General features: G+C 71.7%; 15 protein-coding genes. 5 read left to right on the top strand and 10 right to left on the bottom strand.

The features are described from left to right. Positions 1 to 3: 3 nt before the first annotated feature. The 3 genes from ACWEN6_RS09950 to ACWEN6_RS09940 are packed head-to-tail and all read right to left on the bottom strand — an operon-like array spanning position 4 to position 2,898. Positions 4 to 645: a restriction endonuclease subunit S gene (locus ACWEN6_RS09950; protein WP_452569847.1), complete on the bottom strand. Its 642-nt coding sequence runs from the start codon at positions 643 to 645 to the stop codon at positions 4 to 6. Then, complete coding sequence (locus ACWEN6_RS09945; protein ID WP_452569846.1) at positions 639 to 2,258, bottom strand: N-6 DNA methylase; 1,620 nt, start codon at positions 2,256 to 2,258, stop codon at positions 639 to 641. The genes ACWEN6_RS09950 and ACWEN6_RS09945 overlap by 7 nt, the downstream gene beginning before the upstream one ends. Further along, positions 2,245 to 2,898 (bottom strand): hypothetical protein, encoded by a 654-nt coding sequence (locus ACWEN6_RS09940; RefSeq protein ID WP_452569845.1) that lies wholly within the window; start codon positions 2,896 to 2,898, stop codon positions 2,245 to 2,247. The genes ACWEN6_RS09945 and ACWEN6_RS09940 overlap by 14 nt, the downstream gene beginning before the upstream one ends. Before the next feature lie 340 nt (positions 2,899 to 3,238). On the opposite strand from ACWEN6_RS09940, the gene ACWEN6_RS09935 reads away from it, so the two are divergent. Continuing rightward, positions 3,239 to 3,775 carry an NUDIX hydrolase family protein gene (locus ACWEN6_RS09935; protein WP_452569844.1) on the top strand — a complete coding sequence of 179 codons (537 nt, stop codon included), beginning with the start codon at positions 3,239 to 3,241 and terminating at the stop codon, positions 3,773 to 3,775. Between the two features lie 57 nt (positions 3,776 to 3,832). Here ACWEN6_RS09935 and ACWEN6_RS09930 read toward each other — a convergent pair whose 3' ends face one another. From ACWEN6_RS09930 to ACWEN6_RS09920, 3 genes are all read right to left on the bottom strand, one after another. Next, positions 3,833 to 4,300 carry a hypothetical protein gene (locus ACWEN6_RS09930; protein ID WP_452569843.1) on the bottom strand — a complete coding sequence of 156 codons (468 nt, stop codon included), beginning with the start codon at positions 4,298 to 4,300 and terminating at the stop codon, positions 3,833 to 3,835. Between the two features lie 189 nt (positions 4,301 to 4,489). Next, complete coding sequence (locus ACWEN6_RS09925; protein ID WP_452569842.1) at positions 4,490 to 5,164, bottom strand: hypothetical protein; 675 nt, start codon at positions 5,162 to 5,164, stop codon at positions 4,490 to 4,492. Between the two features lie 233 nt (positions 5,165 to 5,397). Further along, a complete protein-coding gene (locus ACWEN6_RS09920; RefSeq protein WP_452569841.1) occupies positions 5,398 to 6,150 on the bottom strand; it encodes a CHAP domain-containing protein in 753 nt (250 codons plus the stop codon). Positions 6,151 to 6,508: 358 nt separating this feature from the next. Here ACWEN6_RS09920 and ACWEN6_RS09915 point away from each other — a divergent pair, with 358 nt between their 5' ends. Beyond that, a complete protein-coding gene (locus ACWEN6_RS09915; protein WP_452569840.1) occupies positions 6,509 to 7,150 on the top strand; it encodes a PaaI family thioesterase in 642 nt (213 codons plus the stop codon). A gap of 12 nt (positions 7,151 to 7,162) precedes the next feature. Here the strand turns inward: ACWEN6_RS09915 and ACWEN6_RS09910 are convergent, their stop codons facing one another. Further along, on the bottom strand, positions 7,163 to 8,341 hold the full coding sequence (locus ACWEN6_RS09910) for an alpha/beta hydrolase (protein WP_452569839.1): 1,179 nt from the start codon (positions 8,339 to 8,341) through the stop codon (positions 7,163 to 7,165). Positions 8,342 to 8,517: 176 nt separating this feature from the next. Here ACWEN6_RS09910 and ACWEN6_RS09905 point away from each other — a divergent pair, with 176 nt between their 5' ends. After that, positions 8,518 to 10,299 (top strand): phosphatidylglycerol lysyltransferase domain-containing protein, encoded by a 1,782-nt coding sequence (locus ACWEN6_RS09905; protein WP_452569893.1) that lies wholly within the window; start codon positions 8,518 to 8,520, stop codon positions 10,297 to 10,299. Positions 10,300 to 10,932: 633 nt separating this feature from the next. Further along, a complete protein-coding gene (gene mptB / locus ACWEN6_RS09900; protein ID WP_452569838.1) occupies positions 10,933 to 12,423 on the top strand; it encodes a polyprenol phosphomannose-dependent alpha 1,6 mannosyltransferase MptB in 1,491 nt (496 codons plus the stop codon). On the opposite strand, the gene ACWEN6_RS09895 is transcribed toward mptB, so the two are convergent. Then, the gene (locus ACWEN6_RS09895) at positions 12,413 to 14,008 is read right to left on the bottom strand and encodes a hypothetical protein (RefSeq protein ID WP_354835335.1); all 1,596 of its coding nucleotides are present in this window, start codon (positions 14,006 to 14,008) and stop codon (positions 12,413 to 12,415) included. The two genes, mptB and ACWEN6_RS09895, sit on opposite strands and share 11 nt — an antisense overlap. A gap of 296 nt (positions 14,009 to 14,304) precedes the next feature. On the opposite strand from ACWEN6_RS09895, the gene ACWEN6_RS09890 reads away from it, so the two are divergent. Further along, entirely contained in the window at positions 14,305 to 14,727 is a 423-nt protein-coding gene (locus tag ACWEN6_RS09890; protein WP_452569837.1) for an ATP-binding protein, read from the top strand. On the opposite strand, the gene ACWEN6_RS09885 is transcribed toward ACWEN6_RS09890, so the two are convergent. Next, positions 14,712 to 15,065, bottom strand: a complete 354-nt coding sequence (locus ACWEN6_RS09885) for a VOC family protein (RefSeq protein WP_452569836.1) — start codon at positions 15,063 to 15,065, stop codon at positions 14,712 to 14,714. The genes ACWEN6_RS09890 and ACWEN6_RS09885 overlap by 16 nt on opposite strands. Before the next feature lie 236 nt (positions 15,066 to 15,301). Continuing rightward, positions 15,302 to 17,818, bottom strand: coding sequence for a protein kinase domain-containing protein (locus ACWEN6_RS09880; protein ID WP_452569835.1), 2,517 nt, complete (start codon positions 17,816 to 17,818; stop codon positions 15,302 to 15,304). Positions 17,819 to 18,004 lie beyond the last annotated feature (186 nt).

The following is an 18,004-nucleotide window of genomic DNA, read 5'->3' as shown; positions in this document are numbered from 1 at the left end:
GGCTCAGCCCTCTCCAGAACGATGCAGCGCCGCGCCGATCTCCCCCACTCCAGAGATCAGGAGCGGCAGCAATGTATCGCGCAGTTCCGCGGTCACCTGGCGAATGCGCTCATGTACCGCGATCTTCTCATCGAGCGCACCGAGCACATCACCGATGCGCTTTTGCGTCTCAAGTGGGGCGATCGCGACGGGAAGCATGCCCATCGACCTAGTGCTGATGCTGGGAACAGCGGTGCCGGAGGCGTTGCGTGCGAGCCAACCTCGTACGGCCGGGTGGCTGAGATAGTGGTTGAGGTAGCTGGGGTGCAGACGATCGTCCGGCCGGAGCCTGATGATGCCGGAACCGAACACCCACCCCTCGTGCTCATCGGTCACAAGAGCGTTGCGACCGAGGGCGCCCGTGCGGACGCAGATGACGTCACCGGCGGTCAGCCGGTAAGCGGAGAGTCTGGCAACGGCCTGTTCGCTCATACGATCGACCGTCCCTGTGATGCGGCCGTCCGCCAAGTTCCTCGGCTTCACGACGGCCACAGAACCATCCTGAGCGTCGGGAGGAGTGCTCGGCCCCGCCCTCAATACGCAGACATCCGCCAGCGACATCTCCGCCCAGCCGTCGGGCAACTCACCGATCAGACCCATCACCATCCGAGCCTCCTCAACTCCTGCTCGGCCTTCGCGTCCAGCTCTGCTGCGTTCCGCTGAAGTTCGTGCAGCTCCCGTCGCAGCTCGCCGACTCTCGTGATGCTCTCGCGGGACGAAGCCCATGTCCGCGCCGCATATCTGCGAGGGTTGAGGTTGTGGTCCTGCCGGTCGATCTCCTGGCGCGACATCACGGTCACACCGATACCGGGGTGGTCGAGCGGTGGGCGTCCAGCCCGATGCCCTTCGACGACGTGGACCAGCGTCTCGAAGTCTTCTTCGGTGAGTTCGCGACGAGTGCGGTGGGTCATCCGCCCGGAGTCGTACGCGTCGATGAGGAGGATGTCCTTCGGCGACTCACCCGGATGGGTCAGCAGCCACACGGTGACCGCGACCCCTGTATGGGGGAAGAGAAGCGGCGGCAGAGCGACCAGACCTTCGACGCAGCCGGCTTCGACCAGCTTGGCGCGGATCCTGCGCTCGCTCGGATTCTCGGAGAACGATGCGTTGTTCGGCATGACGACGGTCGCGCGGCCTCCGGGCGCGAGCATTTCGACCGCGTGCTGGAGCCAGGCGTAGTTCGCGTTGTGCGCCGGAGGCGGCCCGAACATGAAGCGCCGCGCGGACTCCTCAGCGCCCCAATCACCGATGTTGAACGGGGGGTTGGTGATGACGTATCCGGCGCGGCCGTGGGCGTGAGGTCTGTCGAACAAGGCTTGGCGGGGTTGGGTCGCGACGTCGGCCTCCACGCCGTGTACGAGCGCGTTCATGGTGGACAGCGCACTCGAGAGCGGGTCCAGTGCGTCACCGCGGACCGCGGTCGGCCACACACCGGTCACCTCATGGACACGCGCCGCCGCGGCGACCAGCAGATCGCCGGATCCGCACGCGGGGTCGTAGATCTCCGAGGGCGAGTTGGGCGCGGTGAGGCCGACCAGGATGCGTACGACCGAGGCAGGGGTGTAGAACTGCTCGCCCCGCTTGCCCTCCCTTTCGGCGAACCGCTCCTGGACCTGGCGGAAGGTCGCCGAGTCGCCGAGTCGGCCGGCCGCTTCTTCGATGACTCCGGCCATCTTGGCGAGGTCACGCGAGGATGCCCTGCGGGTGCCAAGGTCAGGTAGCAACAAGCCAGGCCGGTCCAACGCCCATAGTGCCTTCTGTGTGTCCTTCAGGTCGCCGCGGAGCGCGGCGGACCATCCTGCGTCGCGACGGGCACGAATGCATATCAGCGCGAATACCAGGATGAGGTCGCGTACAGATCCCTTTGAGCCGGTGAGTGCGATCAGTTTGTCCATGTGCGGCGCAACGTCCTGTGCCGCGACGGCTGAGGCGGCATCCTGCGAAGGCGTTGCGTGTCCCGCCACACCTTTCGCGTTCTTGTCGAAACGTTCACCGTAGGTGGTGCCCGCCGTCTCATCCTCCTGGAGGACGTTGGCCGGGATGGTGCGACGGGCTAGCCAGGCAGCGACCGCGTCCGTCGCGAAGTACTCGTTCTTTCCCAGGGCGATCGGCCGGGGGAAGTCCTCGTGGCGGCGTTCCCAGTTGCTCACGGCCGGTCGCCGCACGCCGGCCAGTCGTGCGATGTCCGACCGTGATACGTGGCCGTCAGGGATGTCCATCGCCGGTCTCCGGCTTCGGGCGTCGGGCGAGTATCTCCGGAACCCGATCGAAGTCCCGCAGCCATCTCACGATGCCCGGGTGCAGATAGCCCAGCAGACGATAGATTTTTGCATGATCGGCTGCCAGATGGCGATGGTGGATAGGTTCATGGTGCATGATCCTGTTTCGGAAGAGCACCATGGACTGCAGGTTGTCGCGCAGTGGCTCCCGGCTACCCGAGTAGTACGGGAAAGCCCGATGCAGCGTCGGCACCCAGAAGTGGCGGTCGTAGGCACGGGTGAGGAGCGACACCCAGAACCCGAACGACAACTCCGCCACCATGTCGTCGGCGGTGGGGAAGCGTGCGCCATTACGTGCGTCTTCGTAGGCTTTTTCAACCCTCTTGGCGTGATCCGCGCGCAGCGGCGCGACTCGCCACCAGTCTCCCCGGCCATACCTCGCGCTGAGTCGGTCATGCTCGGCGTTGCGCAAGCCGATCTCCAGGCAGTGCAAGGGGCCATAGAAGGCTTCTGACACCTCGATGTTCCAGCGATACAGGCGCGAGGCCGTGACGGAGTCGCCCTGCGTAACGTCCAGATAGGGCTTGAGCCGCGGCAGGGAGAACGTCCCGCTGAACCACTGAGGCGGTTCCGAAGCCATGCTGCATCTAACTCTCTCGTGAGTATCGACTGTTACGCGGCGGCGAGCATGGGTACACTGGCGTCGTAAGCCCCGGGTCCGCCTCTGCATCGCATGCCGCCCGGGGCACGGCTTTTTCCAGCCCTGGTCGGGTGAGATGCTCCCTGGCCCGGCGGTTCTCCGCAGATCGTCGGCTTCCGGCAGCGTAGCCCGTACGGCAGGGTGCGGCAAGCGTATTGCCATACGGAGAAGTGTTAACTGCTGCTCTTCTTGGTCTCTTGCGGCACATTTCAGGATTGTGGGGGCCGGTCATCCGAATGGCGGGATCCGGTGCGGCTGGGCGGGGAAGTACGATCAAGAGATGACCGAGAAGACCGAAACCGCACCTGGGTGGCTTGCTCCGGAGGAGCTGGAGTCGGTGCGGGGGCGGATGCCGATCCTCTACGTCGACGCGGTGCCCGTGCGGGTCGACGACACCGGCGTGGTCACCCACGTCGGCCTGCTGCTGCGCATCTCCGCGGACGGGACGGTCAGCCGGGCCCTGGTCTCCGGGCGGGTGCTGCACCACGAGCGGGTCCGCGACGCCCTGCTGCGCCACCTGGAGAAGGACCTCGGGCCGGTGGCGCTGCCGCGCATCCCCTCCTCGCCGCAACCGTTCACCATCGCCGAGTACTTCCCGACGCCCGGCGTCACGCCCTACCACGACCCTCGGCAGCACGCGGTGTCGCTGGCCTACATCGTCCCGGTGGCCGGTGACTGCCGGCCCCGTCAAGATGCCCTGAACCTGGTCTGGTTCACCCCCGAGGAGGCCGCCTCGCCGATGGTGCAGCAGGAGATGCCCGGAGGCCAGGGTGTGCTGCTCAAACAGGCCCTCGCCCACGTCGGCCGGATCTCCTGACCTGGCTCCCGACGCGGGAGCCGTGCGGGCCGGCCATCGCCCGCACGGGGTGGCCGGTCACTCGTTCGTCTCGACGCCGATCCAGTTGACGTACCAGCCCTTGCCCTTGGCGTCGGCGGCCGTCATCGGGTGGCTGTCCCACCAGCGGACGTAGACGCGAAACCCGAGCGCCGTCGGCATGTAGACGGCGTTGACGCCGGTCAGCGCCCAATGGTCCTCAAAGCCGCCCATCGAGAAGGTGTAGACCGGCGTGCCGACGAAGTGGCCTGAGGTGGTGTCGACGTTCAGGTACAGGCCGTTGGGGCCGTAGGGCACCCAGCCCTGCCCCGGGACGGTCCGGCCCGCCCCAATGCGCACCCCGGACTTCTCGGCGACCGGCGTCTCCTCGGCCGGCGTCTGCTTCGCCACGGCGGCGGGCCCGCCGGGCGGCGCCTGTTCGGCGTACGCGCCCGCGCCGGTCGCCAGTGCGGTGCCGGTGGAGAGGGCAGCGGACAAGGCGGCGGCAGTGATGATCTTGGGGAACATGCTTCTCCTTCAATCCTGCGAACAGGGCCTCTGCGGGTGGACCGGCGGCGTGCGCCCTCGCGGACGGACGTCACCGCTGGTCAGGCGGCCGCAAACGGTGATCGTCACCGATGGTAATGAGGTCGGGGCACTGGGTGCCCGAACTTCGCCCCGCGACACGACCGCTGGGCGGCCCGGATCAGCCCTGGATCAGGGAGCGCGGTGGTGAGAGCGGCGTTGCCAGAGCAGGAGGGCGACGCCGAGGGCCGCCAGTGCCGCGAAGGCCACGGCGGCGACGAGCAAGGCCGGGACGCGTGAGTTCGTCTCGGCCATGACGGGCGCGGCGGTGCCGCCCGGCAGGGGGAAGGTGACGGTGGCCCGGGCCGTCCGCTCGGTCGGGCCGCTGCGCAGGGTGACGCGGGCCACCCAGGGGCCGTCGGGTACCCGTCTGTTCAGCGTCACCGTGATCGCGCGGGAATCCCCGGGCGCCAGGATGGTGCCGCCCTTGACGGGGAACGGGCCGGCCGTCATGGCGCTCGCCACGCTGGTGAGCTTGAGCGTGCCGCTGAGGTCCAGCGCCCGGCCGCCGGTGTTGTGCACCTGGGCGTACAGCGCGGGCTCGCCGGTGATCGACCGCTGCGCGGTGATGGTGTCGATGGTGAAGTCCGAGGGCGGCGGGTCACCCCGCCCGACCGGCCGGTGGGCGGCGGGCGGCCCGTCCTCCCGGCGGATCCGTATGCGCCCGGAGCCCGGGTGGGCGGGGTCGCGGCGGACAGCGGCGGGGGACGGCAGGGGGGCGGCCGACCAGGCGGTGGACGGCGGCAGGGTGGTCAGGGTGAGCACCCCGACCACCAGCGATCCCAGGATGAGGAGACGGCGCGGCACGGTTCGGGTGGTCCGCCGTCAGGCCGCCGGCCGGGCGACGGCGCCGGGCGCGGGGACGAACGGTGTTCTGCGCAACAGGATCTCCCAACGCGAAACCGGGGCGGTCGGCCGGGAGGAGTGGCGAGCCCGCCGCTTCACGATCAAGGCTCACGCGCACGGTAACACGGGTGCGCGCGGTTGGCCGCGGAGCGTGGTCAACCGGCGCTAAAGACCATCAAAGAAGATGGCACCTGCTACTTCCGGGGCCGGGGGCGGAGGGCGCGGGGGGAGGCGGGCCGGCGCGCGGAGGCGGCGAGGCGGACGGCCGCCCGCCGTGTCTTCAGGCACACGATCAGGGCCAGGACGGCGATGAGCACGGGGAGCACCAGGGCGCCGGCGCCGGCGGCGGGCTGCCCGGCGGCGCCGCCCGCCGCGCCGGGCACACCCACCATGGCGGCCGGCATCGGGAACTCCGCCGCGGTGTTCTTCAGGGCGGGGGTGGCGACCGGGGAGGGCTTGCCGGCCAGCACCCGCGCGTCCTGCTGGGCCTTGACCTTGTCGGGGTAGCCGTAGCCGGCGACGTAGGTCTGGTCCCTGACCTTGGCCTTGGCGTACTGCCCGTCGATGTTGCCCTCGATGGTGTGGATGGTGTCGCCGTCCACCGAGGTGACGATGCCGACGTGGTCGATGTTGTCGATGACGTGCGAACCGCCCCAGTCGAAGAACACGACCGCGCCGGGCTTGGGTGTGGTGCCCCACGCCCCCTGGTCGGCGAACCATTCGGCGTGGGCGGGGGTGTAGGCGAACTGGCCGAACCACTTCTCGTAGCCGAGCCGGTGCGCCGCCCACGACAGGAACATGTCGCACCAGGGCTGCGCCGAGTAGTCGGAGTCGAACTCGATGTTCTTGCCGTACCAGTCTCCGTACTTGGTGTACCCGCCCGCTTGTTCGCTGTAGCCGAGCTGGGTCCGGAGCAGGTCGATGAGCTTCTGCAGTTCAGGCGACATAGGAAGTGGGAGCCCTTCCGCTTTGGTGCGACCGGCGCTGGGGACGCCGGTGTCGAACAGGTGGTGGACCGGCGCTGGGGACGCCGGTGTCGGTCGAGTGCGGGGCCGGCGCGGGGGCGCCGGTCATGTCCGTGTGGCAGGACGTTAGCCAGGAAAAGCGCAGGTCAAAAGAGGGTCAACAGCGGCCGTGGTGGCGGCGCGCGAGGCGGTCGGCGCACCGGAAACCCCGTGCCCGCCGGGCTTCGCGACCGCGGACGGGTTCGCGGCGGATCATTCCTCGAACGGGATTTCTTTCCCTAAACTTGACTAAAACGGTCAGAACCGAACGCCGTTTTGGTCCCCGGCTTACAATCGGCCCATGATGCCCGAGCTCGCCACGTCCCAGGAGTCCGACGGCGAGGCCCGCCTCGCGGCTCTCGCCGTGCTCGCCCAGCAGGTCCGCGACCTCGCCGACGCCGTAACGCTGACCGAGGTGCCGCAGGCCGAGCTGACCGCCGTGACCGCCGAGCTGGTGGCGCTGACCGAACGGCTCGGCGCGGCGCGGCGTGAGACCCCGCTGCCGCCCGAGTTCGGGCCCGGCGGCCGGTACCGCCACCTCGGCAACGCCGTCGTCGGCGACTGCAACCCGCACGCGCTCCCGCTGGTCGTCGAGCCGGACGCGGGCGGGGGCGTCCGGGCCGACCTCGCCTTCCGTCCCTCCCATGAGGGCCCGCCCGGCTTCGTGCACGGCGGCGTGAGCGCCATGGTGCTGGACCACCTGCTCGGATCGGCCGTCGCCGCCGCCGGGAAGGCGGCCATGACCGGCACCCTCAGCCTGAGGTACCGACGCCCGGTGCCCTACGACGCGCCGCTGGTCGCCACCGCGGCCGTCTCGCGCGGCGAGGGCCGCAAGACCTGGGCCGAGGGCCTGATCGCCCTGCCGGACGGCACGGCGCTGGTGGAGGCCACCGGCCTGTTCATCACGCCCTCCCAGTGGGTGGGCGTCGAGACCCGCTCCTGACCGGCGGCCCGATCAGGAGCGGGGTGTCGGGGTGGCGCCGCCGTGGCCTTCGGCCGGAATGTGCAGCTGCTGGGCCAGCCAGGGGAGCGCCTGCGGCAGCTCGCGGTTCCAGGTGTTGAAGTTGTGCCCGCCGCTCGGCAGGATCAGCGAGGAGGCCCGCATCGGCGGGCGGACGGCCGCAAGGAAGTCCAGCGTCGGCCGGTAGTTCGACTCGCCCAGCTCGCTGGTGGTCACCAGCGCCGTGATCGGCGGAGGCGGCAGGTTGGCCAGGCGCCACATCAGGTCGTTCTCGTTCTGCAGCCTGCGGTCGCCGCCGAACAGGTCGCCCGTCGTGGCGTCGGTCGGCGCCCGGAAATAGCCCGACAGGGACGCCACGGCGGAGTACGCCTCGGGATGGCGCATGCTGATCTTCAGCGCGCAGAATCCGCCGGTGGAGGTGCCCATGATGCCCCAGCTCGCGGCGTCGGTGCCCACGCGGAACGCGCCGGCCATGGACTCGCGCACGTCCTGGGCGAAGTACGTCTCGACCTTCGGCCCGCCGGGCACGTCCATGCACTCGGTGTCGCGCGGCGGCGCGACCGTCGGCCGCATGAGCACCAGCACGGTGGGCGCCATCTCGTGCCGCTCGATGGCCATGGCCGCGACGGCGGGCATGTTCATGCGGGTGAGCAGGTTGCGTGCGTCCCCCGGGTAGCCGGTCAGAGCCACGATCACCGGGAAGCGGGTGTGGACGTGCTTCTTCTCGAAGTACTGCGGCGGAAGGTAGACGTACGCGGGGGCGCTCAGGCCGGAGGCGCCGCCGGAGATCACGACCTGCTCCAGCCGCCCGCCGGGGTGGCCCTTGTGCCCTTCGATGGGCGGCACCCGCGCGGTGCGCACGACCTGCACGCCGCCGATCTGGCGCCCGGCCTGCCCAGGATCGCCCGCGTCGCTGACGATGGGCGCGGCGACGCCGTCGTCGGCGCCGAGCAGGTCGCTCCAACTGCCGTAGAAGCCGAAGTAGTTGTTCAGGGCGAGCGCGAGGGCGACGAGGATGAGGACCTGGTTCCCCAGGAGCACCGCGACGCGCCCGATGACGGCCGGCCAGGTGCGGACGCTCAGGCGCGGCCATACCCACCAGACCGACGTGACCAGACCCGCGACGGCGAGCAGGCACATCAGAAGCTCCAGCTTCAGCGCTGTGAGTCCCAATCTTTATCTCCCCCGGTCCTGGTCCCGCCGCCCACGTCTTTTATGGTGGTGCCCAAGTGAAAGTCACCCAACCGAAATAAGGCCAAGGTAAGCATGTATCACCTCTCAGACACTCGAAGCACGGACCCCACCCTCTAGTGTGTCGTGATGTGAACGAACGGACACGCCTTTCGCGAATGCTCTTCTCGCGGTCGTGGGTTCCGGCCGCGGCGGGATATGCCGCACTTTTCATCGGAATACTCGATATCGTCCGCGGCGTCATCCCCCATTTCCGCCGCAGTCGCGTGATCCTCATCGCCGACGTGTTCCCCGGAACGGCCACCACTCTGGCGGCGGCGGCCTCGCTCCTGGTGGGCGTGCTGCTGGTCATGCTCGCCCACGCGCTGCGCCGCCGGAAGGTGCGGGCCTGGCGCGCGGTGATCCTGCTCCTCCCTCTCGGCGCCGTGGTCGAGGCGCTGCGCTGGCGGCACTCCACCACCGCCGCCATCAGCCTCGGGCTGTTCGTCGTGCTCCTGCTCAATCGCGGTGAGTTCCATGCCTTGCCCGATCCGCGCTCACGCTGGCGCGCGCTGTGGAACTTCCTGGCCCTCGGCGTCCTCGACCTCGGCATCGGCTGGGTGGTCGTGAGCGTTCACCCGGCCACCATCGTCGGCGACCCCTCCGCCGGCGAGCGCGTCCAGCACGTCCTGCTCGGCCTGGTGGGCATGCAGGGGCCGGTCGAGTACTCCCTCGACGGTACCGCCGACCTGGTGTACCACTCACTGGCCGGCCTCGGCGCGCTCACCGCGATCACCACCCTCTACCTCGCCCTGCGTCCCGAACGGCCGGTGGCGGCGCTGAGCGGCGAGGACGAGCGGCGGGTCCGCGCGCTGCTCGACCGGCACGGCCGCCACGACTCCCTCGGCTACTTCGCGCTGCGGCGCGACAAGAGCGTGGTGTTCTCGCCGTCCGGCAAGGCGGTGATCGCCTACCGCGTGGTCTCCGGGGTCATGCTGGCCAGCGGCGACCCCATCGGCGACCCCGAGGCGTGGCCCGGGGCGATCCGGCGGTTCATGGAGGAGGTCCGGCGGCACGCCTGGGTCCCCGCCGTCATCGGGTGCAGCGAGACGGGCGGCGAGATCTGGACCAGGGAGGCCGGGCTGTGCGCCCTGGAGATCGGCGACGAGGCGATCGTGGACGTGGCCGGGTTCAGCCTGGAAGGGCGCGCGATGCGCAACGTCCGCCAGATGGTCAACCGCACCGAGCGGGCCGGGTACACCTGCGTGGTCAGGCGGGTGGGCGACCTCAGCGAGCAGGAACGGGAGCAGATCCGCGCCGCGGCCGGGTCCTGGCGGGGCACCGAGAGCGAGCGCGGGTTCTCCATGGCCCTCGGCCGGTTCGGCGACCCGGCCGACGACGCGTGCGTCGTGGTCACCGCGCACAAGCCCGGCGAGGACGGCAAGGTCTCGCCCGGCGGCGACATCCGCGCCGTGCTGCACTTCGTCCCCTGGGGCCGGGCCGGCATCTCCCTGGACCTGATGCGACGCGACCGCGACGCCGACCCCGGCCTCAACGAGCTGCTGATCGTCAAGACCCTGCAGGCCGCGCCGTCCCTCGGCGTGACCCGGGTCTCGCTCAACTTCGCCATGTTCCGCTCGGCGCTGGCCAGGGGCGAGCGGCTCGGCGCGGGGCCGGTGATGCGGGCCTGGCGCGGAGTCCTGGTCTTCCTGTCGCGCTGGTTCCAGATCGAGTCGCTGTACAGGTTCAACGCCAAGTTCCGGCCCTTCTGGGAGCCGCGGTTCCTGGTGTACCCGACGGCGCGCGACCTGCCCCGCATCGGCCTGTCCGCGCTGCAGGCCGAGGCATTCCTGACCGTGGGCCGCCTGTCCCTCCCCTTCCGCGGCCGTCGCCGCCCGGGCCCTGGCTCCTCCCCGTCGGGCTCCACCCCCTCGGAAGGGCCGTTGCCGGTCTCCCCGTAGTAAGTCCACCATTTCGGAGGATTTCGGTGGTCGCGGAGAAACCGCGCCGGCGTGTCATGCCGAAACCATCCGGTGCGCGTCAGATGTCGTCGGATGGACGGCGCGCCGGTGTCGTTCTCCTGACCTCGCGATGGCGCGCGTGAATCGCGCGAGCGGTGATTCCCATGGCTTTCACTTGGGCTCGACGGTCATTTCCCGTTATGCCGGATCGACCGCCGTTAGCTGTCGCGGAAGCGTGATGGTGTACGTCCACGGATAAGCGGCGCCGAGCCGATATATCCGGCTATCTGCGCCCTATCGGAAAGCATGGTTGATAGGGGATATGTGACGCCATGTCCCCTTAGGGATGGCCACCAGGGCGGCGGACGGGTCGTCCTGGCGCCGCGCGGCGTTGGGTGGGGCGATCTACCCTTAAGGTAGGCATCTTGCGAAATAGCGCGCCAAGCCGCCGGTGATCCGGCTGCTTCCGTGACGCCGGCGATGCCGGAGTGTCGCGGGGGGAGCGATCATGGGGCAGGAGAGGCGCCGGCGCCGGTACGCGGCCCGGACGCCGCGGCGGCGCGACCACCGTGGTAGCTACCCTGGGAGGGCCGGCCGGTGCCGACGACGGTTCCCGCTGTTGCGCGACCATCGATGACGGGCCGGGAGCCCGGCGCCGCGCCCCCACGGCGCGCCCGCCTGGCCGGAGGCGCGGGGCTCGTCCTGCTCGGCCTCGCCATCGCCGCCATGGCGGCCATCGCCCTGCTCGGCCCGTCCGCGGCGGTGCCCGACGTCGGCGGCGACGGCCCGCCGTGGTCCCTGCGGGCCGCCCCCTCCGACGCCCTGGTGCTCTGGCTGTGCTGGACGGCCCTCATCGCGGGCGGCCTGGGCCTGGCCGTCGCGCTCGGGGCCCTGCGCCGTGGATGGCGCCCCCCGCGCGGAGTGCTGCCCCTCGGCACGGTCACGGCCGTCGCCGTCCTGGCCGTCCTGCCGCCCGCCGGCTCCACGGACGTGCTGAACTACGCGGTCTACGGGCGCATCGCCGAACTCGGCCACGACCCGTACGTGACGACACCCGCGTGGCTGTACGAGATCGCCGACCCGGTCGGCCGGTACGCCCCGCTCGCCTGGCGGCACGCCCCCTCGGTGTACGGGCCGCTGGCCACCTGGGCGCAGACGGCCGCGTCCGTCGCCGGCGGCGGCACGATGGCGGGCACGGTGCTGGCGCTCAAGGTGGGCACCGCCCTGGCGTTCCTGCTGTCGGCGCTCGCGCTGGACCGGCTGGCCGGGCGCGACCGCGAGCGGCGGATCCGCGTCCACCTGCTGTGGAGCCTCAACCCGCTGATGCTCTGGCATGTCGTGCTCGGCGGGCACGTGGACGGCCTCGGCGTGGTGTTCCTGCTGGGGGCCCTGCTGGCCGTGCGGCGGGCCGGCGCGGCCGCCGGCCTGGTGGCGGGCGCGCTGCTCGGCGCCGCCGCCGCCGTCAAAGCCCCGTTCGTCCTGGCCGGCGCCGGCCTCGCCTGGGCGTCCCGCAGGTCGCTCGCCACCCTCGGGTGCCTGGCGATGGGCGCCGGCGCGGCCCTGGTCGCCGCCTACGCGACCCAGGGACCCGAGGCGCTGGGCAACCTGATGGGCAAGATCGGGGCGCACTCGCTGGCCGACCCGTGGCGGGTGGTCACCGACGCGCTGGGCCTGGGCATGCAGGCGTCCCTGCTGGAGGGGCAGCTCGCCCTCGGCGCCGCGCTCCTCATCGGGGTGCTGCTGTGCTGGGGGCTTCCCGCCGGACCGCCCGGGCTGGACGCCGCGCGTCCCGCGCTGGCGTGGTGCCTGTGCTGGCTGCTCACCTCGCCGGTGCAGCATCCGTGGTACGACGCGCTGCTGTTCCCGCTGCTCGCCCTGATGCCGGCCGGCCGCCTGGACGGCCTGCTGGTGACCCGAAGCGTCCTGACCAGCCTGATCTACCTGCCCGGCGCCGCGAGGATCATGACCCCCACGCCGTTCACCCAGTGGGTCGCCGAGACCTACCGGCCGTGGGTCGCCCCGCTGGCCGCGGACCTGATCATCATCTGCGTCCTCGCGCTGGCCCTGGCGGGCCGGGCGCGCCCCGGGGTGTGGGCCGGGGCCGGCGGACCGGTCAGGCGATGAGCCGGACGGCGTGCAGCCGCTCGTCCAGAGCGGCCACGCTGCGGGTGCGGTGCCAGGGGCTGAGCTTCTCGCGCGTCTCGACGACCGAGCGCACCAGGCGGGGAGAGGTGTTGCGCCCCGCCAGGCGGGCCGCCTCGGCCAGGTGCTCGCACGCCACGTCGATGTCCCGCAGGTCCATGTGCGCCTGCGCGGTCTTCAGCCGAAGGTAGGCGGCGTTGCGGACGAACGCCGGGTCGATGCCGGAGGCGGCGGTGGCGGCCACCTGGAGCGCCTGCGACGGGTCGCCGGTGTCGAGCAGGCAGCCCGCCTTGGTGGACAGGTACTGGCCCTGGCCGAAGAAGGTGACCAGCCGCGCGCCCGGGTCGTCGGCCGCGGCGCCGTGCAGCTCGCGCTGAGCCTGGTCCAGCGACCGCAGGCAGCGCGTGTGGTCCTTGCGCCGCTCGCCCCGGGCCGAGCGGCGCACCACGGCGGCGTGGGCGCGGGCGCCGACGTCGCAGGCATAGGCGGTCAGCAGCCGGCTGCCCGCCCGCTGCCCCCACGCGAAGGCCCCGAGCGCGTGTTCGACGCCCAGGCGCGGGTCGCCGCGCCAGGTGGCGAGCTGGCTCCAGTTGGCCAGCACCATGCTGCACATGGCGTCGTCGTCGGCCTGGTGGGCGGCGTCGCGGGCCCGCGCGTAGTGGCGGTCGGCCCCGCGGAAGTCGTTGAGGTTGAACAGCATCCACGCGGTGCAGCGGCGGATGTCGGCGAGCAGGGACAACGTCTTGGCGCGCATGTGCTCCGGCACCCCCGCCGACAGCAGCGAGACGACCAGTTGCTGCTGGGCGAGCACCGTGGCCAGCGCGGCGTGCGGGCCGAGCGTGTCCTCCTGGCGCATGGAATGGCGCAGCACCGCCTGGATGTGGCCGAGCGTCACCTCGTCCACGCGGCTCGGGTCGGCTCCCGCCATGGCGAGGCGCCGGGATTCGTCCTCGTCGGGCCGTTCGAGGTGCGGCGAGGCGTACGCCGAGGTCGCGGCCGCGCCGATCAGCGCGAGAGCGTCACGTCGGTTCATCTGTGTTGCCCAATCGGTGAAGGCGTGGACGAGCCGCTCGTACTCCCGTTCACGCAGGTCTTCTTGAGACGCCGGCCCGCGTGGAGACAGGGGCGCGAGCAGGCCCTGGATGTCGGCGAAGGCCAGGCCGGCCGGGCTCGGCGGAGACGGGAAGTGCCGCACGCGGGCGACCTGCGCGTTCTGGTCGGACGCCGTGTGGTCCTCCCCGTCGATCAGGTCGCACGCCCGGCACCCGTAGACCCGCGCCAGCCGGTTCAGCCCCGCCACCGGGGGCTCGTTGCCGCTGGCGCTCGGCCACGCCTCCCACGAGCCGAGCTTGCGCACGCTGAACGGCTCCGACGGCCACAGCGCCTTCCACTCCTCGACCACGCGCTCCTGCGTGTAGCGGTGCGCCTCGCGGAACGCCTGGCGGGAGTTGAGCCGGTAGCGGCGCTGGAACTCCCGCGCGATCTCGGTCCAGGTGGACCCCCGCTCGCGAAGCTCGGCGCTGAGGCGGTCCATCTCCTCTTTGAGGCTGCGTGGCTTACGTGGCATCGCGTACCCTCCGACCCCCGTGGATGCGTATCGCCGACACCGACAGTAGCCAAAGCCGTCTGGTGACTACGCACGGTCGCCGGTAATCGGCGACCAGGCCGCCGGTTTCTGCGACGACCGGCCGCACGCGCGCCGAATCAGGGGCTCCCGCCTACAGACACACCCCGCCACGACGCCTGTTGGCGGCCATGCCGTCCACCGGAAGGTAAAGGTCCGCCCCGTTACCCGGATCGGGGGATCCGTGCGGGGGCCGTCACGCGGCCGATGCACCCCGAGCGAAAGGCCAGGGATCAGAGATGATCGGCATTCCGTCCTGTCCCCGCGAAATCCGCTGGGAGCTGCGCGCCGAGCCGGGCGTCACGGCCGAGTGCCGTGCGGTCGTCCGCGAGAGGCTCGCCGAGTGGGACCTGCACGACCTGATCGACGACGTGGCGATCGTCGTCACCGAACTGGTCGCCAACGCCCTCGTGCACGGCGCCGCTCCCGTGCGGCTCGCGCTGGGAACGGCCCCGGACACCGTGACGGGCTCGGTCGCCGACGGAGGGGCCGGATGGCCGCGCCTGCGCCAGGCCGGCGCCGAGTCCGAGCACGGCCGGGGGCTGCGCATCGTCGCCGCGCTCACCGACGCGTGGGGCGTGGTACCGCTGCCGGCCGGTCCCGGCAAGACCATCTGGTTCACCCGCACCCGCGTCCGCGCGGAGGGTCACAGAGGGGAGTAGAGCACCAGGACGTTGCCGGACGGGTCGCGCAGCACGGCCCTGCTCTCGTGCGGGCCGGCCTCCGGGCCGCTGACCAGCTCGGCGCCCGCGGCCGTCAGCTCGGCCACCGTTCCGGCGAGGTCGCCGACCTTGTAGGACGGCGCGGTGGCGGCGCCGGCCACCTGCTCGGCCGGGGCGGCCAGCGCGATGGTGACGCCCCCCGCGTCCAGCGCGGCGAAACGGTCGCCGTCCCTGAACCTGACCGTCAGCCCGAGCACCTCGCCGTAGAAGGTCAGAGCCTTGTCCAGGTCGTCCACCGGGATCAGGACGTTGCCGAGCTTCTGCACGCGCGCGCTCACAGTGCCTCCACCGGGTAGGTCGTCTCGGACGAGAGTCTGCCCGACGGGCGGCCCGCCGCGCACCCGGCCCCGTGCGCACTCCGCCCCGTGCGCACGCCCCGTGCGCACATGGCGTGCGGACCTGGTCGTGAGCGGACCCGGTCATGCGCGCCCGGTCATGCGCGCCCGGTCAGGCGCGCCTGTGCGTGCGCGTCCGGTCAGGCGCGCTCGCGGCGGGCGGCCCGCGGGAGGGTCGCTCAGGTCAGGACGGGACCGTCGCCGGAGTCGCCGGACGGCTCGTCCCGCGGTTCGGGCGAGGGCGGCGGATCCTTCGGCGGGTCCTTGTCCGGAGGCTCCTCGGTCGGCGGGTCGGACTTGGTGGGCTCCGGCGTGGGCTCGGCGCACGGCCGGCCCCTGCGCGTGCGCGCGGCCGAGTCGCTCGCCGTCCCGAGCGCGGAGGCGACGGTCACGGTGACCTTCCTGACGTCCACGTAGCCGCACCTGGGGTCGGCGAACCGCACCGTGAACACCCGGTCGTACACCGAGTCGCCCGACAGGGTCGCCCGGCGGGCGGCGGTGCGGGTGACCGTGCGCTCCCCGGCCGTGACGGTCTGCTGGAAGCTCGCCGACAGCCGCACCGGGTCGGGGGTCGAGCTCCTCACCCGCACCCTGAGCGTGCCGCCGTCCCAGGAGGTGATCGAGACCGTCGGCGGCGCGCACTTGGGCCCGTCGACGCCCACCTCCTTGAACTGGGCGCCGTTCGCCGCGGCGGGCGTGGTGGTGACCCGGACGCCGAAGTACGCCGTCTCGCCGCAGGCCACCTCGCCCAGGTCGCCGGAGAGCGAGAGCGCGTAGGAGGTGTCGCCGGACAGGGTGCGGCTCGCCTGGTCGACGACCTTGGCCGCGCCTTCGCCCTGCCTGCGGGTGAACGCGGCGGCCAGGCGCACCTCGCCCGTCCCTCCCGTGCGCACGCCCACGCGGGCCGTCTTGCCGTTCCAGCGGACCGAGACGTCGTCGACCGTGGGCGGCGGGCACGGGTCGCCCTTGACCGGGACCGTGCGGCTGCGAGAGCCGCCCGCGGCGCCCGGCGTGGTGGAGACGGTGACCTGCCGGTAGACCGTCTTGCCGCAGGCCGGCGCGGCGAACCCGGCCGTGGCCTGGCGGGTGTAGAACGTGGAGCCGGTGAGCGTGAACGTCTGCGTGACCGGGGCGGCCGGGGCGGCCAGGGCGCCGCCGGAGGAGCGCTCGGTGAAGCGGACGCTCAGCGTGACGGTCTGCGCCGTGGAAGTGCGCACCCGCACGGTCGCGGTACGCCCGTCGAACGCCGCCACCGCCAGCTCCCGCACCGACAACCGCATGGGCGTGGGCGTCGGTGTGGGGGTGGGGCTCGGTGTCGGGGTGGGCGTGGGTGTGGGCGTGGAGGTGGGGGTGGGGGACGGAGTCGGGGACGGAGTCGGGGTCGGCGTCCGGGTGGGAGTGCGAGTGTGCGTCGGAGTCGGCCTGTGGGTCGGCCTGTGGGTCGTCCCGGGAGTGCCCCGTGGCGTGGCGGGCGGGTCGACCTGCGCCGGAGCCGGAGAGGTGTGGGTCGCGTGCGACGGGGACGGCGAGGACTCCGGAGGGTCGGTCGGGTCGTCCGGGCTCGAGGTCACCGGCGCCTTCGCCAGCGCCTTCGACGGCTCGCCCGCCGGGACCTGCGCGACGGCCCGCGCGGTCGGGGAGGTGGTCAGCGCCACGTCCCGCACCGGCGTGCCACCGCGGTTGGCGGCCAGCACCGCGATCACGACGCCCACCGCCACGACGCCGGCGCCGACCAGCACGCGCCCCGGATGACGCACCCGGCTCAGAGGGCGCAGCGGCCCGCGCAGCACGGTGGAGGCCAGGCTGGTGCTCGCCTGCGGACCGGGCTCGGACAACGGGAAGCCGAAGGCCAGCAGTGCGACAAGCTCGGCCAGGTGGCGGCGCCCGCGCTCCTCCCACTCGGGGCCGTAGGCCGCGACCGCCGCCGACTCCAGCTCGCCGACGAACGCCCGCGCGGTCGAGGGACGGTCGGCGGGGTTCTTGGCCAGACCCCGGGTCACCAGCCCGCGCACCGAGCCGGGCACCGCCTCGGCGGGGATCGCGGCCGACTGGTGCTGACGCATCAGAGCGGCAGGGTGGTCGGCGCGGTACGGCCTCTGGCCGGTCAGGCACTCGAAGAACACGCAGGTGGCGGCGTAGACGTCGGTCGCGGGGCCGGCGGGGGAGCCGTTCCACTGCTCGGGGGCCATGTAGGGCGGGGTGCCGGAGGGCAGGCCCGGCCGCCCGGCCGGGGTCGCGATGCCGAAGTCGGCCAGCTTGCTGAACCCGTCGGCCTGGACCAGGACGTTCTCGGGCTTGTAGTCGCGGTGCACGATGCCCGCGGCGTGGGCCGCCGACAGGCCGAGGAGTGAGCCCTTCAGGACGACCAGCGCGGCCTCCGGGCTGGTGGTCCCGTGCTCGTGGAGGATCTTGCGCAGCGGGACGCCGTTCACCAGCTCCATGACGATGGCGGCGCCCAGCGGGCTCTCGACGTACTCGTAGAACCGCACGATGTTCGGGTCGCCGATCTCGACCATCGTGCGCGCCTCTTCGCGGAACGCGGCCAGGAAGCGCGGGTCGGATCTCAGCTCGTCACTGAGGTACTTGATCGCCACGTAGGCGCCGGTGCCGTTGTAGACGGCCAGGACCACCCGGCCGCTGCCACCGGAGCCGAGCACGCGTTCTTCGCGGTATCCCGGAACGGACCAGGCGTCCATCTTGTCCCCTCGGAGTGGTGATGCTCCTGACTCCCCAGACGAAGGTCTCATCCGATACGCCGGTTGTCACGGATTTGGTAGATCACCACGGTGACGATTCAATTACGGAAGGTATGCCCGTTAAGCATATGTCAAGCTCAGCGCCCCTTTTCCAGGAAACCCACCTCCTGCGTGCTCGACCGGGCA

The organism is Sphaerisporangium sp. NPDC004334, from assembly GCF_053602655.1.
The sequence above is the reverse complement of the archived record's forward strand: the minus strand, read 5'-3'. Positions and strand labels throughout refer to the sequence as shown.